At 43.6% G+C, this 15,330-nt stretch carries 15 protein-coding genes; 3 read left to right on the forward strand and 12 right to left on the reverse strand.

The genetic code is table 11. The features are described from left to right. Positions 1 to 237: 237 nt before the first annotated feature. From nhaR to rppH, 6 genes are all read right to left on the reverse strand, one after another. Positions 238 to 1,176 (reverse strand): transcriptional activator NhaR, encoded by a 939-nt coding sequence (gene nhaR, locus K5L93_RS05410; RefSeq protein WP_220718803.1) that lies wholly within the window; start codon positions 1,174 to 1,176, stop codon positions 238 to 240. 65 nt (positions 1,177 to 1,241) lie between these two features. Further along, on the reverse strand, positions 1,242 to 2,465 hold the full coding sequence (gene nhaA / locus K5L93_RS05415) for a Na+/H+ antiporter NhaA (RefSeq protein WP_220718804.1): 1,224 nt from the start codon (positions 2,463 to 2,465) through the stop codon (positions 1,242 to 1,244). Positions 2,466 to 2,657: 192 nt separating this feature from the next. Next, positions 2,658 to 3,509 (reverse strand): thymidylate synthase, encoded by an 852-nt coding sequence (locus K5L93_RS05420; protein ID WP_220718805.1) that lies wholly within the window; start codon positions 3,507 to 3,509, stop codon positions 2,658 to 2,660. Beyond that, positions 3,506 to 4,312: a prolipoprotein diacylglyceryl transferase gene (gene lgt, locus K5L93_RS05425; protein WP_220721453.1), complete on the reverse strand. Its 807-nt coding sequence runs from the start codon at positions 4,310 to 4,312 to the stop codon at positions 3,506 to 3,508. Before lgt ends, K5L93_RS05420 begins: the two co-directional genes overlap by 4 nt. An 85-nt stretch (positions 4,313 to 4,397) precedes the next feature. After that, positions 4,398 to 6,665 carry a phosphoenolpyruvate--protein phosphotransferase gene (gene ptsP, locus K5L93_RS05430; protein WP_220718806.1) on the reverse strand — a complete coding sequence of 756 codons (2,268 nt, stop codon included), beginning with the start codon at positions 6,663 to 6,665 and terminating at the stop codon, positions 4,398 to 4,400. A 3-nt stretch (positions 6,666 to 6,668) separates the two neighbouring features. Beyond that, the gene (gene rppH, locus K5L93_RS05435) at positions 6,669 to 7,208 is read right to left on the reverse strand and encodes an RNA pyrophosphohydrolase (RefSeq protein ID WP_220718807.1); all 540 of its coding nucleotides are present in this window, start codon (positions 7,206 to 7,208) and stop codon (positions 6,669 to 6,671) included. Positions 7,209 to 7,846: 638 nt separating this feature from the next. Between rppH and mutH the strand changes: the two genes are divergently transcribed. Beyond that, on the forward strand, positions 7,847 to 8,515 hold the full coding sequence (mutH, locus tag K5L93_RS05440; protein ID WP_220718808.1) for a DNA mismatch repair endonuclease MutH: 669 nt from the start codon (positions 7,847 to 7,849) through the stop codon (positions 8,513 to 8,515). A gap of 99 nt (positions 8,516 to 8,614) precedes the next feature. Continuing rightward, positions 8,615 to 8,935: an isoamylase early set domain-containing protein gene (locus K5L93_RS05445; RefSeq protein ID WP_220718809.1), complete on the forward strand. Its 321-nt coding sequence runs from the start codon at positions 8,615 to 8,617 to the stop codon at positions 8,933 to 8,935. Positions 8,936 to 8,993: 58 nt separating this feature from the next. Here K5L93_RS05445 and rplS read toward each other — a convergent pair whose 3' ends face one another. Genes rplS through rpsP form a run of 4 tightly spaced genes read right to left on the reverse strand, consistent with a single transcriptional unit; the run spans position 8,994 to position 10,954 of the window. Further along, positions 8,994 to 9,344, reverse strand: a complete 351-nt coding sequence (gene rplS, locus K5L93_RS05450; protein WP_220718810.1) for a 50S ribosomal protein L19 — start codon at positions 9,342 to 9,344, stop codon at positions 8,994 to 8,996. Between the two features lie 27 nt (positions 9,345 to 9,371). Then, complete coding sequence (gene trmD, locus K5L93_RS05455; protein WP_373869967.1) at positions 9,372 to 10,145, reverse strand: tRNA (guanosine(37)-N1)-methyltransferase TrmD; 774 nt, start codon at positions 10,143 to 10,145, stop codon at positions 9,372 to 9,374. A gap of 8 nt (positions 10,146 to 10,153) precedes the next feature. After that, complete coding sequence (rimM, locus tag K5L93_RS05460; RefSeq protein ID WP_220718811.1) at positions 10,154 to 10,684, reverse strand: ribosome maturation factor RimM; 531 nt, start codon at positions 10,682 to 10,684, stop codon at positions 10,154 to 10,156. A gap of 24 nt (positions 10,685 to 10,708) precedes the next feature. Continuing rightward, complete coding sequence (rpsP, locus tag K5L93_RS05465; protein WP_016401327.1) at positions 10,709 to 10,954, reverse strand: 30S ribosomal protein S16; 246 nt, start codon at positions 10,952 to 10,954, stop codon at positions 10,709 to 10,711. A 547-nt stretch (positions 10,955 to 11,501) separates the two neighbouring features. On the opposite strand from rpsP, the gene yjjG reads away from it, so the two are divergent. Further along, positions 11,502 to 12,179, forward strand: coding sequence for a pyrimidine 5'-nucleotidase (gene yjjG, locus K5L93_RS05470; RefSeq protein ID WP_220718812.1), 678 nt, complete (start codon positions 11,502 to 11,504; stop codon positions 12,177 to 12,179). On the opposite strand, the gene K5L93_RS05475 is transcribed toward yjjG, so the two are convergent. Together K5L93_RS05475 and K5L93_RS05480 are read right to left on the reverse strand one after the other, a co-directional pair. Continuing rightward, positions 12,145 to 12,381, reverse strand: coding sequence for a ribosome alternative rescue factor ArfA (locus K5L93_RS05475; protein WP_220718813.1), 237 nt, complete (start codon positions 12,379 to 12,381; stop codon positions 12,145 to 12,147). The genes yjjG and K5L93_RS05475 overlap by 35 nt on opposite strands. 379 nt (positions 12,382 to 12,760) lie before the next feature. Beyond that, on the reverse strand, positions 12,761 to 15,316 hold the full coding sequence (locus K5L93_RS05480; RefSeq protein ID WP_220718814.1) for a DUF4962 domain-containing protein: 2,556 nt from the start codon (positions 15,314 to 15,316) through the stop codon (positions 12,761 to 12,763). Positions 15,317 to 15,330 lie beyond the last annotated feature (14 nt).

Below are 15,330 nucleotides of genomic sequence, written 5' to 3' on the forward strand. Positions count from 1 at the left end.
ATTTTTGATATTTGCTTTAGCTCAGAATGATATTCTGTAATCTATGAGAGATAGCGTAGCGCTAACCCGATGAATAATTAAGCAACCAGAGCGGTAAACATGCGTCAGTTCAAACTAAATGCGTGGTCAAACCGTTTTTTTTGATATAAATCACAACAAGAAAGCTAATCTGCAAATAAACATAAAATCCACACTAAATAGTTAAATATTATGAATCTCACTGCTTAGCCTTAGTGCTTATTTTGAATTGAAATTTAAAATAGCATCAACATTTTGCAGCTGTTGCTCTCCAGAAAACAAAGGAGAAAAATCGCTGTTACAGAGCTGTTTAACAGAGGGGTGTTGAATCATTCGCTCAGCAAATAATACATGGTATTCTTCGCATAAGTCGTGAGTAACCCCAAGCAGGCGAGTATTAGGGTTAGCCAAGATTTCTTCGGTATAAATGGCTGGCGCAACAAAAATACCATCGGTATATGCGCCAAACGCTTTCATTAAGGCAGCGTCATCAAACTCCCCAAGTACCGATACTTTTAGCCCCAGCTCATCAAACCAAGTCCATAACTTCCGCCCTAAGGAGCTGCGTCGTCCTGGTAATAGTAAGCTGCGCTGCTCTAAACATGCAGGAAAGGGCAGCAACGACATTGGCTCATTGGCAAAAAAAGCTATGCCACTCTCGCCTAGCTTTTTACTTAATACGCCATCTTGCTGTGCATTATCTAAACCACAATCGGATAAAATCATATCGAGCTTATGTTCGGCCAATTGAGATAACAACAGTTCATGCGTTGACTCAACACAACGTAAGCGAATATTGCCGTCGGGTGGCACAGCTGACAACAAAATACGGCTCGCTAAACGCTTTGATAAAGCATCGGCTACCCCAACCTCAAACAGCAGTTTTTCTTGCTGAGAGTAATTCACAATATCTAGCATTTCGTAGCTAAGGCTAAACATGCGGTCAGCATATTTGTAGACCAATTGGCCTAATTCGGTAGGAGTAATTTTTGGGCCACGGCGAATAAACAATTCTCCAGCTAAACGCTGCTCTAATTGCTTAATTTGGCCTGTCACAGTTTGCGGAGTAAGGAATAATGCTTCTGCTGCAGCGGTTACAGAACCGCGCTTGTAGGTCATCCAGAAGTAGTAAAGGTGGTTGTAGTTTAAGTGTGACATGCCTTACCTAATAGCAAACCCCTTTACGGGGTTTGCTTAAACAGGGTACAGCCTTCACTTAATGGTTAAACCGAAGACGTACTCAATGTATTGGTTTTGCCTTGCTCTTGCTCAGCAATTTTTGCCGCCTCTTCACGGGTAGACCAATGAAGTAAACCATAGCCAATAAGGGCTGCAGTTACCGACCCCGCCAATATAGCTAATCGCGACAAGCCTATCAAATCCGTTTGCCCCGCAAAAGCTAACGACGAGATGAAAATAGACATAGTGAAACCAATACCACACAACATGGAGGTTGCTAATAATTGCGTGTTATTAGATCCTTCAGGTAACTTAGCCCAGCCAGCACGTATAGCTAAACGGCTGCAAGTGTAAATACCTAATGGTTTTCCCACCAATAAACCAAGGATAACACCTAAAGCTAATGGGCTTTGGAAGCTCTCGAAGCTAATGCCGTCTAACGGAACACCAGCATTGGCAAAAGCAAAAATTGGCACAATGATAAAGCTAGAAGCAGGGTGTAAAGCATGCTCCAACTTCTTAAGTGGTGACCCACCTAGCTTAGCTTTAATAGGGATCATGAATCCTACAATTACGCCGGCCAAAGTAGCATGAACGCCAGATTTAAGTACCGCTACCCAAAGCACTAAGCCAAGTAACATATATGCACTTAAGCCAGCGTGGCCTCGACGATTTAGCATCCATAAACCAATGGTAGCCGCAACCGCCCACACCAACGGCATAATCGCAACTTCACTGGTATAGAACAGCGCAATAACAACAATTACGCCTAGGTCATCAGCAATAGCAAGAGCCAGTAAGAACACCTTTAAACTAGCTGGAACACGTTTGCCTAGTAAGGCCATAACGCCTAGTGCAAATGCAATATCAGTAGCAGCAGGAATAGCCCAACCTTTGGCGAGCTCTCCATCACCGATGTTAAATAATAGGTAAACAGCAGCAGGCACAACCATGCCACCAATAGCGGCAACTACCGGCAATAACGCTCGCTCTTTAGAAGACAACGCGCCTTCTACCATCTCGCGCTTTACTTCTAAGCCAATCACTAAGAAAAAGATGGCCATCAAGCCGTCGTTAATCCACAGCAATAATGGTTTATTAATATCTAGTTCCGCGATACGAACTTGAAACGGCGTATCAAGAAACGCGAAATATGCAGGAGACAACCACGCACTGTTTGCCATAAACAGTGCCACCACAGCGGCAAGCATTAGCAAGATACCGCCAGCAGCTTCCATTCTTAAAAAACGTTCAAGAAATGATTTCATAACAGCTCACTGAGAAAAATAAAAAGTCATTTTACTGAGAGTGTGAACAAAACATATTCACTTGTAGCTGAACTTATCATCGGGAAAACCGATGATACACTAGAAAAGCAATGGTTTAACCATCGATTAACAGAAGGGTCAAATATTTAACCCTGCTAGAAATCACACTTTCTAGCAGGGTTAATTGAATAGCTATACCGAGAATGGGTAAGCGATAGGGTCGTGATATTGGTAATCAGTTACTTCAAAGTCGTCTAAGGTCACCCAGGTTTCTAAGTCTTCTAAAGACTTAATCTTTGGATTGATATGTAACTTAGGGGCGGCAAACGGTTCGCGCTTAAGCTGAACATCTCTCATCAATTCCAACTGATCTTCATAGATGTGGGCATTAACAATTTTGTGGTAAGCCTTACCCGGTTTGTGGCCGGTTATTTGCGCCATCAAGGCCAAAAACGTGAACACTTGAATTTGGTTAAAATTTTGCCCCAGCGGTACATCACACGAGCGCTGTGACGAAGTAAGGTAAAGCGTATCGCCCAATAAAGAAAAAGTATGAGTATGCATACATGGTCGTAAACAGCCTAAGTGAAACTCACCCGGGTTATAGAACGACAAAATTTCTCCGCGATCATCAATACCTTTTGATAGGTCATCTACAATCTTCTTCAGCTGATCAACCGACCCGCCTTCTGGCTTACGCCAAGAACGCCCCTGCACGCCGTATACCCGACCCATGTCGTTGTCGCCTTTACGTGCCGGGTTGTTTAACCACGCTTCGTTCTCATTTGCATTAGCCAACCACGTAGGCGTGCCTAGCGCTTTAAAATCAGCCGCATTATCTAGGCCACGAATGTAACCCAGTAACTCGGCAATAGCGGCTTTCCAATAGCTTTTTCGTGTTGTAACTAGAGGGAATTCATTGTTGGCAACATCATATTCAAGATCAGCATTAATAATGGTTAAACAACGCTTACCGGTGCGTTCATTTTCAATCCAAGTGCCTTCATCAACAATGCGTTGGCATAGGTCTAAATACTGTTTCATGCGTTACTCTCTTTGGTGTTGCGTCGATAAGCCCAGCGAATAAATAGAACGCCAAATATAATCATAGGCAAAGACAGAATCTGTCCCATGCTCATACCTAAACTTAACAAGCCTAAGTGGCTGTCGGGCTCTCGGAAAAATTCAATAATAAAGCGGAAACTACCGTAGCCTAACAAAAAGGCACCAGAGATAGCCCCCATTGGCGGCTTACGCTTGGCATAAACCAACAATATAACCAGCAACAGTACGCCTTCTAGAGCAAACTCATAAAGCTGTGAAGGGTGTCTTGCTACTAGGCCACCTGTTGGGAACACCATTCCCCAAGGCATGTCGGTTGCGCGCCCCCACAGCTCGCCATTCATAAAATTACCTAAGCGTCCCGTGGCTAAACCAAATGGAATGAGTGGCGCAATGAAATCGGCTACGGTGAAAAAATGGCGTTTGGTTCGGCGTGCAAACCATATCATCGCCGCAATTACACCTAACAAGCCGCCATGGAACGACATTCCGCCGGTCCAAATTTTAAATAAATATAAGGGGTCATCTAAAAACTGTGGGAACTGATAAAACAACACATAACCAATTCGGCCACCAATGATGACCCCTACAAATCCATAAAACAGCAAATCACTCACTTCGGCTCGTGTCCAACCGCTGCCAGGCTTATCGGCCATACGGTTACCCAACCACATCGCAAATAAAAAGCCAAACAAATACATTAAACCGTACCAACGTACGTCCAATGGACCGATGCTAATCGCAATCGGATCAATTTCAGGAAATTGCAAAGGTGTAGACACGATAATTTGCTCTATTTAGGGAATAAAAAGAATGGGCATTTTGCAGTTAAATCAGCCATGAAACAAGCTCTGACTCATGGCAAATTGATTAATGTTTACTAACACGAACCAACTGCGACAAGTTCTGTTGCTGCAAATATTCATACAACAAGCTGTATATCGCTGAACCACTTTGACTTTGTAGGATCTGCTCACGCAAAGCCGCTAATTCACTCAGGTTCACATGGCGTATAATGTACTTAATTTTAGCTAAGTTAAAACTAGACATACTTAAACGACGGTAACCTAAGGCTAATACCAACAAGGCCCCCACCGGCTCGCCCGCTAACTCGCCACAAAAACTAACGGGAGTATTGTGCAGATTAGCTTGTTCAATAATTTGATTTAATGCGCGCACAACAGACGGGTGAAAAGTATCAAACAACTCCGCAACGCGGGTATTGTTTCGGTCTACGGCTAACAAGTACTGGGTTAAGTCGTTGCTGCCCACCGACCAAAAATCTACTCGCTGGGCTAATTCTGGCAACAAAAATAATACCGAGGGCACTTCTAACATCACCCCATGTTTAGGCCGCTCTGGTGGTTCGGTTAAATCTAATTCATCAACCACTTCCGCCCAAGCTTGCTCGAGCAAGCGCGAGGCTTCATCTACCTCATTAAGGCAACTGATCATCGGCAACATAATGCATAAATTGCCACACTCGATAGCCGAGCGATACATCGCCCTTGCCTGCACCAAAAATATCTCGGGATGATCCAGAGTTAAGCGAATACCACGCCAACCTAAAAATGGGTTCTCTTCCACTATGGGGAAATAAGGAAGCTGTTTATCGCCACCCACATCAAGGGTGCGCATACACACTTCTTTACCACGATAGCTGTTTAAAATGTCGCGGTAACGCGTATATTGTTCGTCTTCAGAGGGAAAACGGTCCTGCATCAGAAACGGCACTTCGGTACGATACAAACCCACGCCATCGGCACCCGCATTAATTGCAATGTCGCTGTCGGCACTAAGGCCAGCATTAATCAACATCTCGACGTTTTCACCGTTGATACTAACGGCGGGTTTATCTAAATCTTGCTGAACTAAACTATTTAGCTCACTCTCTTGCGCCAATAAAGCAATGTACTCATCACGAACTATTTTGTCTGGCTCAACAAATAGTTCGCCGGAGTAACCATCTAAAATAAGCTCGCAGCCGCGTAACTTATTAACGTTAAAACTTAAGCCCATTAAGGCTGGAATGCCCATGGCACGTGCCAAAATGGCTGCATGTGAGTTTGCGGCCCCCCGCTGAGAAATAACCCCAGCCAAAAACTTACGCGGGATTTTTGCAAACATAGTGGCAGTAACTTCCTCAGCAACCACTATCACCGGCTCACTAGGAATGATTTCAGCACTAGGGCCTAATTCTAAGGCATGCAGCAAACGTAAACCGACATCTTTTACATCCACCGCCCGCTCTTTTAAGTAGGGGTCGTTCATTTCTTCAAACTGCTGCACGTAATGCTCTATCACTAAACGCAGCGCACCTTCAGCCTGATAACCCTCACTAATCTTGCGACGAATATCGCCAGCTAAACTTGCATCAGCCAACATGTGTTGATAAACATCGAAGATAGAGGCAACATCTTTGGGCAACTGTTCAGACAGCTTAATCGCTAAACTATGGAACTCTTCACGAGTAATTTCTAAGGCAACATCGAAGCGCTGTAATTGATGTTCGCTGTCCTCAGTTTTTTCTACAACTTGCTGCTCTAAGGCACCGGTAGAGCGATTTATCCAAGCCTTGGCAATGGCTATTCCACTAGAGCTAGAACCCGCTTTAATCGCTTCAGTCCACTTATGCTTAGTAGGTTCTTGTAGCACCGTTTGAAAATCGGTATTGGCTAATACCCCAGCTAAATGCGCAGCCAGTGTGACTAAAAATGACTCTTCACTTTGATCAAAACTGCGGGTTTCGGACTGTTGTACCACTAATACTCCCAACACCTTTCGTTGGTGAGTAATTGGCGTTCCGAGAAATGAAAAGAAACCGTCTTCTGCGGTTTCGGGTAGATATTTAAAATGAGGGTTTAAACGCGCATCAGCTAAATTAATGGGCTCTTCGCGAACAGCAACTTGACCAACAACCCCTTCTCCCAAAGGCATCATTGCTTTACCCACCGCCTCACTGGCAAGGCCGTGGGTGGCTCGCAGAACAAGATTCTGTTGCTGCGAGTCCATCACATAAACCGAACAACAGTCGGTATTCATCGTTAAACGAATTTTCTCAACTAAAATCGTCAAAGCGCTGTCGAGAGTATCGGCATTGCTTACCTGTTCAACAATGGCACGTAACTCTCCTAACACTAACTAAGCTCCTTTTCGCTTTTTAAAACGGCGTCGTTTATCTTTGCCTTGGCTTTGTTCCGATCGGTTGAATGGCATTGCTGCCATTACAAACTCTTTTAATGCTCGACGGTAGACCTCCCGCTTAAAAGAGACAACCTGCCGAACGGGATACCAATAACTCACCCAACGCCAATCATCAAACTCTGGGTGGCCACAGCGATCAAATTTTATATTAGATTCTTTACCCACTAAACGGAGCAGAAACCATTTTTGCTTTTGTCCGATACAAACCGGCGGACTATCCCAACGAATTAAGCGCTTTGGTAATTTATAACGCAGCCAATGTCTAGTTGTTGCTACAATCTTTACATCTTGCGGCAACAAGCCGACTTCTTCATGTAACTCACGATACATCGCTTGTTCAGCAGACTCTCCCTCGTCCACGCCTCCCTGAGGGAACTGCCATGAATGTTGACCATATCTGCGTGCCCATAAAACTTGACCACGCTGATTACAAATAACGATGCCTACGTTGGGACGATAACCATCCCCATCAATCACTGAAACAACCTTCAGCTAAAAAACTATAGATAAACTGATTCTTTCACAGAATCACAAGCGCGGCAAATACGCCTATCACAAAGGGAATAAATTGTAATAATGCAGGCTTAATTAAAGTTATTCAACTTACCTGTGAGAAATCCTGTGCATAACTTGGGTTAAACCCCCTAAAGACAAAATCACAGTTCAAGCCCGAACAAAAAACACACCACCAATAAAAATAAAAACACCTAATAAACAACAACTTAAAAATAACATATTTTAATAAGCGTTATTTTTAGCAAGTTAAAACTGTTTATAAGTTATAGCGTTTAAAAAACACACAGTTCTAAATTTTTAGCCGAACGGCGAAATTTTCTGAACAAAAATAAACCACTTTTGATTAAATCGTAAAAATCTGTGAATAAAAACAAAGTTAATAACAACTAAACTGAGTTATCCATAAAATATGTGGGCAAAGCTGTTAGTAAATAACATTTACTTATGAATAAGCCCATCAACTGCTTAATAACCACACTACTAGATAATAAAATTTCTTTTTTATCATATAGTTAAACTAAATTAGCTAAGTTTAGTGCTGTTACTGCAATTATCGAACAGCTTCTATACAATAGTGTTTTTATTGACAACAAACACTCATGACGCCCAAGCCTCAAAGTGAAACTGAACTGTTCCAACGCGCCCAGTCTTTAGCTGGATTAAGCTTAGGCGAACTTGCACATCGTGAAGGTTTTGCCATTCCCAAAGATCTAAAAAGAGAAAAAGGCTGGAGCGGCCAATTACTCGAATGGTGTTTAGGCGCCAGCGCCGGCAGCAAACCTATTCAAGATTTCCCCGAGCTAGGCATAGAGCTAAAAACCATTCCCATTGATGCATCAGGCAAACCGCTAGAAAGTACCTATGTGTGCATAACTCCTCTGTGCAATATTACCGGCTCAACTTGGCATAAAAGCAATGTGTATAACAAGCTGTCACGGGTATTGTGGATCCCGATATTAGCTGAACGACACATTCCTTTGGATCAACGCATTATTGCTAATCCGATCTTGTGGAGCCCAAATGCCCAACAAGAGCAGCAATTACGCTCCGATTGGGAAGAAATTATGGAAATGATCGCTTTTGGCCAAATAGATCAAATCACCGCGCGCCATGGCCAAGTTTTACAATTACGCCCTAAAGCCGCTAATAACAAGGCTCGAACCAGTGCGATTGGCCCAAATGGACAGCTCATTCAAACCCTTCCTCGCGGCTATTATTTAAGAACTAAATTTACCGCAGCGCTTCTTCAAGACTACTTTCAGCTGTAAAAAAATTAATCAACTGTTGACCAAGCTCTCACTTTTTTGAAAGAATCGATAGTGGTCACATAGTACACGGATTTATATTATCTCTCGGAGGAGAAAACCATGCCGTTGAAGAAGCAATACCTAAAATCGAAGCCTGAAGTAAAAGTTACCTTTGAAATTGAGAAAGAAGCAACTCAAGATGCAGAGCAAATTTTCTTGCTAGCTGAGTTTAACGAATGGCAACCTATAGAACTTACCAAACTAAAAAGCGGTAAGTTCAAAGTAGTGGTAAACGTGCCAACCGATCAACAAAGCAGCTACCAGTTTAAATACAAACTTTGCTTGAGCGACGGTGCAGAAGCCTATGACAATGACTGGGCAGCAGACAGCTACCAGCCAAATGGTGTGGATGGTGACAACTCTGTACTTGAAGTGGCTTAAACCACAAACATAAAAAAAGCCCGCTACTGCGGGCTTTTTTATTCTCGAAGAAAAGGGCTTACTTAGCCAATTTTTCTTTAATACGTGCTTTCTTACCAGAAAGTTCACGCAAGTAGTAAAGCTTAGCGCGACGAACGTCACCACGACGCTTAACAGTAATACTCTCAACTAGCGGGCTATGAGTTTGGAATGCACGCTCAACGCCTTCACCGCTTGAAATTTTACGTACAGTAAATGCAGAGTGTAAACCACGGTTACGCTTAGCAATTACCACACCTTCAAACGCCTGTAGACGCTCACGGTTACCTTCTTTTACTTTTACCTGAACTACAACTGTGTCACCAGGTGCGAACGCAGGTACGTCTTGCTTCAATTGCTCTTCTTCGAGCTGTTTAATGATATTGCTCATTACTATTTCCTAGAATTAACTGAATCTTTATTTACTATCCAAGGACGTTTGCTCTTGGATAAACTCAGCAAGAATCTTTTCTTGCTTGTCAGTCAGAGCTAGATTCTCCAATAACTCCGGTCGCCTCAAATAGGTTCGCCCAAGTGCTTGTTTGTAGCGCCATTCTTCAATTTTTTTATGGTTACCACTTAACAGTACCTCGGGTACTGTTTGCCCATCCAAAATTTCTGGACGAGTATAATGTGGACAATCCAACAATCCATCAGAGAATGAATCCTGCTCAGCTGAAGCTTTATCCCCCAGAACTCCCGGAATTAACCGCGAGACGGCGTCTATCATATTCATTGCTGGCAGCTCACCACCACTTAACACATAATCACCAATCGACCATTCTTCATCAACTTCCGCTTGAATCAAGCGTTCGTCAATGCCTTCATAGCGACCAGCAACAATAATCAGCTTTTGCTGTTGAGCTAACTCTATTACTCCATCTTGCTTCAAGGTACGCCCTTGCGGTGACATATAAATCACCTTAACCCCATCACCAGCAGCCTGTTTAGCAGCATGAATCGCATCCCGTAAAGGTTGCACCATCATTAGCATGCCAGGGCCACCGCCGTAAGGTCGGTCGTCCACCGTACGATGTTTGTCATGAGTAAAATCACGAGGATTCCAACACTCAATCTTAATCAGGCCGCGTTTTACCGCACGCCCAGTTACACCGTACTCGCTTATGGCAGAAAACATTTCTGGAAATAGACTCACTATTCCCACCCACAATTGTGGTGTTTGCTCAGCCATAAAGGAACCTAGAAACTAGGGTCCCAATCAACAGTAATAGTTTGAGACTCGCGATCGACGTTATCAATTATCTGAGACTCTATGAACGGGATTAACCGTTCCTTTTTGCCAAAGGCATCTTTTAAATTGGCTTTCACAACCAAAACATCATTAGAGCCTGTTTCCATTAAATCGGTCACATGCCCGAAGTTATAGCCGCCGCGATTAACCACTTGCATGCCCATTAGGTCACGCCAGTAATATTCATCTTCTGCAAGCTCCGGTAGAACTTCCGGCAAAGCCGCAATATCCATTCCGGTTAAACTCTGTGCTTGTTCTCTTACATCGTAGCCCTCAAGCTTAACGATGAAAGATTTGCTGTGTCGCCGCCATTCTGTCACTTCAATTGAAGTATATTCGCCAGAACGACCTATCAACCAAGGTTGATAGTTAAATACAGCTTCTGCATCTTCAGTGAATGAGTTAACTTTTAGCCATCCTTTAATACCGTAAACGGCACCGAGGCGACCCAGTACGATGGGCTGTTCTTTATTGCTCATCTTAACTCCACTAAAAAGGCTAAATTAAGCTGCTTTTGAATCTTTGATTAGCTTAGCTACACGGTTAGAAACCGCAGCGCCTTGGCCAACCCAGTGATCAATGCGGTCTTGTTCCAAGCGAATACGCTCTTCTTGACCTTTTGCGATCGGATTGAAAAAACCTAATTTTTCAATGAAGCGACCGTCACGTGAATTACGGCTATCAGTAACAACTACTTGATAGAATGGACGCTTCTTAGCGCCGCCACGTTGCAAACGAATGGTAACCATATCGTCCTCATACTAGTTAAAAAATTTAAGGTCCCAAAATGGGATCCCCGCTAATTGAAGCCGCGGAATTGTACTCCTTTTTTGCTTAATTGCAAGCTATAACCCGCTTTGGCGAGCATCTAAATGGCTAGTGCTTATCGGCGCTAAATGGCCAATATTTTCAATGCTTGTTTTTACTGCTAAAAAAGCTAAGTGACTCAAGCTACTAACGCACGCTTTGACTTAGCTGCAAGCTTCTACCAACATAGACGCTTAACTATATTAATCATTAGGGGCTGTATATCTTTCGCGGTTAAATTTTGTTCGTGAAAAAATCGTTTTAAGCGCGGCAAGGCTGTGTAGCCTAGCATTCTAGGTAAATACGCCTTAACAAAGCATAAAACGATTTTAGCCGAAACCTTCGGGCAGCGTTTGAAGCTTATTTCTACTGCGTTATCAGCTTCTCATGTAGGCTAACTACACATTTAAGCTTCTGCCTTGTATAAATAAGCCACAAGTTGCTGCAAAAATCAGCTCGAAAGATAAACAGCCCCGAGGCCATTTGTTTATGAAGTACCAATGGATATTGTTTGATGCCGATGAGACCTTGTTTCATTTTGACGCCTTTGCCGGCTTACAGTTAATGTTCTCTCGCTATGGGGTTAAATTTGAGCAACAAGACTATCAACATTACCAAACCCGCAACCGGCCCTTGTGGGAAGCCTATCAAGCCGGCCAGGTGAATGCAGAGCAGCTTCAACAGCAACGCTTTGAGTATTGGGCTAAGCAGCTTGAACAACACCCGCAAGCGCTCAATGACGCCTTCCTAGAGGCAATGGCAGATATATGCAGCCTATTACCTGGCGCTAAAGACTTGCTAGATGCACTTAAGAGCAAAGTGAAGATGGGCATTATTACCAACGGCTTTACCGCGCTACAAGAAATCCGTTTAGAACGCACCGGTTTGAGCGGCTATTTCTCACCTTTGGTTATCTCTGAGCAAGTGGGCGTTGCAAAACCGCATAAAGATATATTTGAGCATGCCTTTGCTCAAATGCAGCAACCAGAGAAACATCGGGTATTAATGGTGGGAGATAATCCACATTCAGATATACAAGGTGGTATTAATGCGGGGATTAGAACTTGCTGGTTAAATCGCCACGGACAAGAAAGGCCTGAGGGAATAGAGCCGCACTATGAGGTGAGTTCGCTTAAGCAACTGCAAACCCTGTTAGAAGCCACTTAGTTTGAGTTAATCCCAAAAAGTCGAAAGGGGCATTGCCCTTCAGCTTATGCCCCTTTCTAGTGTATGAACCTTTGCCTTTTTTCGGCCGTTCAACTTTTGCTTTAAATAACTGGCTGGTAACCAGCGCTTTAATTGCATTGTCGTTAATTTGCCCACGACCGTGCTCATGCGCTAACAACTTAGCGCCTTTTTTCTTAGCCATAATCTTTCTCTCATTTGCCCAGCAGCTCCAATAGCCACTTGGGGTGGCTAGTGTAAACCAAGTTAAGCCAAATACACACTGTATATTTTTCAAACTCTGCAAATAAGCAGCAAGCTTTAGTATAGGATGAAATGAGCAATCAATGTTTTAGCAAAATAGTGACAAAATTAGAGCTAATCAAAGCCAAGAATAAAGCCAATATCTGAACAGAATCACTTTATATGTTTTCGCTTCGCCAACTAATGCTTTAGATCTACAAACAAGCAACCACAGATAGAACTTAACTGCTAAAAAAAACCTAGCCTTGGCTTCAATACCACTCGCTTAAGAGCGAGTGGTATTGAAGCACAAAGCTCACTTTTTAAATCTGTTAACAGCTCTAGTTTAAAACATCCAATTGCACTTGATAGTTACAAGCGCCACCCTCTAGATCTAATCTATAACGGTCTTCCTTGTATTCAACCGCATCAATATCATTCCAGTTAATGATACTAATACTTGGTGTTGCAGGCACTATTGAGGTGATTTTTAAGTTACCCGCAATAATTGAACCGTCGGCTTGTACAATCGGCTCTTCCGGCAGGTTAATTTGCCAAATAGTAGAAACCGTGTCGGCTACAAGACATTGGTCAGTGACCATAACTTGATCGGCACTAAATCGAATCTCACGCTGCCACGAGGTAATTGAATCATAGGCGGGATAAACGCCAGTTAGATCCATGTTGATGGTAGTAACATCACCATTAACCTGATGAGTCATACTGCCCTCGGTACCGCGCTTCTGCGGAATGATTTCTCCAGCCTCTTCAAAACGTAGGATGTTGTGCTGATCACTAAGTTGATGAATCCCACTGTGTGACCAAATATTTTGGGTTACCGCTAAAAACTCATTTTTAAACAAGGTGAATGAGCCTTGGTCCTGATGAGCATGCGATTCATCGTAAATACCCGCTACGGCAGATAACCAGCTTGCATCGGCATCCCAAGAAGAACGCACAAACAGGTGACCAGCGCTAGAAGAGTAATACAGCAAATCACTTGGCACTATTTGATTTAGCTCTTGTTGCAACAAAGTAGTATGCAGGTTGAAACCATAGCGCATCGGGTTAACTGAATTATTAGCTAACCACCAACTGCCTCGCTTCGCTGCGTCACTGCCAATATTTAACGATGCAGCCCGCTGTATTAAGCTTTCGTGATAATCAAACAATACCGGCAAAGATACCCGAGATTGGTCGCCAATTGGCGCAAAATGCGTTAAGTCTGGAGTAGTAGCGTGGATCCAGTAATCGATGGTTTGTTTTGTATGCAAAGACTCAAGTGATAGGTCTTCGCCGGTAGAGTCTCGCCAAATGATGTACAGCTCAAATAGCTTACCCTGAGCTACTCCATAGCCAGTCCCCTCACGGCTACCACCACCAGCAAACTGCGCATAATACTCCACTAGCTTTGGCAGTTTGTCATCTCTGAGTAGATTGAGCCAAACTTCGTTTTCGTCCACTAAACCCCAAGTCATGGTGGCTTTTAAGAAACTGAAGTGATAATTGTTGCCAGGATTAGTGGTTGCCCAGCCGCTCCAAGGGAAACGATTACCGCCCCACTGTGCATCTGCATGGTTCCACACATTCCAAATGGCCTGTTCAGCGTAGTTTTTCCAACGCGTTTTTTGGCTATCGCTAAGTAAGTCATAACCATAGTCGTAAACGTAAGCCAGCTCAGAGATAAAGTCACCTACATGAAGATAAGAATCTTTGCTTGTTATTGGCTTTTGGTTAGCTGCAATTAGAGCTTCTGCTTCAACAACTTGCTTTTCTACATCTTCAATCGCCAACTCAATGTATTTTTTATCTTGAGTCAGGTAATACATATAAACCGCATCGGTAGGCGAGAACCCATACCCAGGGCTGCCAGCAACCGCTTGGTCGACCCAACTTGCAAAGCGGCTATAATCCTGCCCGGCAAAACGTAAGTGTTCTATCGATGCCAGAGACAATTTGTGATTAGTGGCGGTAGGGGCCAATACTTCAACTTGAATATCTGCTTGCTGGTCCTGCCAGCTGGCAGTGCAAATGGCTTGGCCAACTTGATTGGTGACTAGAAGCTGTTGAGCATCTACTGATACTACACTGCTATCGCAAGCCCACTGCACATCGCTTAGTGACGCTTTCACAGAGCCATCACTGTAGCTGGCGTTAACTTGTAAGCTTTGCTTCGATGCTAAAGGAATATCAATGGGTCCTGCAGGGTTAATGCTAATACTGCTTAAGGTAGCGGGCGCAGACACTACGACCTCAAGATCAGCACTCAGGTTTTGCCAAGTAACGCTGCACGTGGCTTGTCCAACTTGTTCGGCGGTAAGCTGCTGAGCATTAATGCTCACCACATTGCTATCGCAAAGCCACTGCACATCACTGCTCACAACTTGTTGAGAGCCGTCATTAAAACTGGCGATAACTTCTAAAGCTTGTTGATCGTTAAGCGTTAGAGCAACCGGACTTACTGGGGAAATAGTAAGGCTTTCAGCAATAATCTCATCAGAGCGAACCGTAAAATCCACTACCAAACTCAATGATGACCAAGCAAGGCTACAGTTTGCTTCACCTTCTGAATTTGCTGTCACATAACTAGATTCACTAATGCTTACTGCTTCAGAGTTACATTGCCAGTTAAGCTTGAATGGGGTGAGGTTTCGAGTAACACCATTGTCGTAAACTAGGTCCAATTCCAATTGGCTATTGGAGCCCTCGGATAAGGTTGTATCACCAGCTCTTAACACGATCGCTTTAGCAGATACCGCAGGCGCTTTATCGGGAGTAGCCTCTTGCCCAGAGGGCTCGCCTCCGCCACTCCCACACCCCAATAGCAACAGTGGTGAGCAAGCGAACACGGCTAACTTTACCCAACGTGCCATTGGCTTGCCTACTTTAAATATCATATTACTTCCCTGTT

This window comes from Agarivorans litoreus (assembly GCF_019649015.1).
In the GTDB taxonomy this organism is placed as follows: Bacteria; Pseudomonadota; Gammaproteobacteria; order Enterobacterales; family Celerinatantimonadaceae; genus Agarivorans; species Agarivorans litoreus.